Genomic DNA, 242 nt, shown 5'->3' on the forward strand with positions numbered 1-242 from the left:
GTTTACTTCTGCACGGATGTTGCGCACGCTGCGGATTACTTCCATCAACAGAGCCATTTCCGCCTCCGCTTCCGGGAAACTCCACGCTGCTTGCACCCGCGGCCAAGCGGCAACTGTCAAGCTTTCGCCTTGGTGCGGCAGAGCCTGCCAGATTTCCTCGGTCATAAACGGCATGAACGGATGCAACAGGCGCAATGTCTGATCAAGAACGGTAACGAGTACGGACTGCGTTGTTTTCTTGG

At 55.8% G+C, this 242-nt stretch carries 1 protein-coding gene; it reads right to left on the reverse strand.

From position 1 onward, the window contains the following. Positions 1-242, reverse strand: a 242-nt coding sequence (locus MXD62_RS09485) for a class I tRNA ligase family protein (RefSeq protein WP_248828988.1), incomplete at both ends; no start/stop codon positions are given.

This window comes from Frankia sp. Mgl5, from assembly GCF_023242985.1.
Taxonomy (GTDB): domain Bacteria; phylum Actinomycetota; class Actinomycetes; order Frankiales; family Frankiaceae; genus Parafrankia; species Parafrankia soli.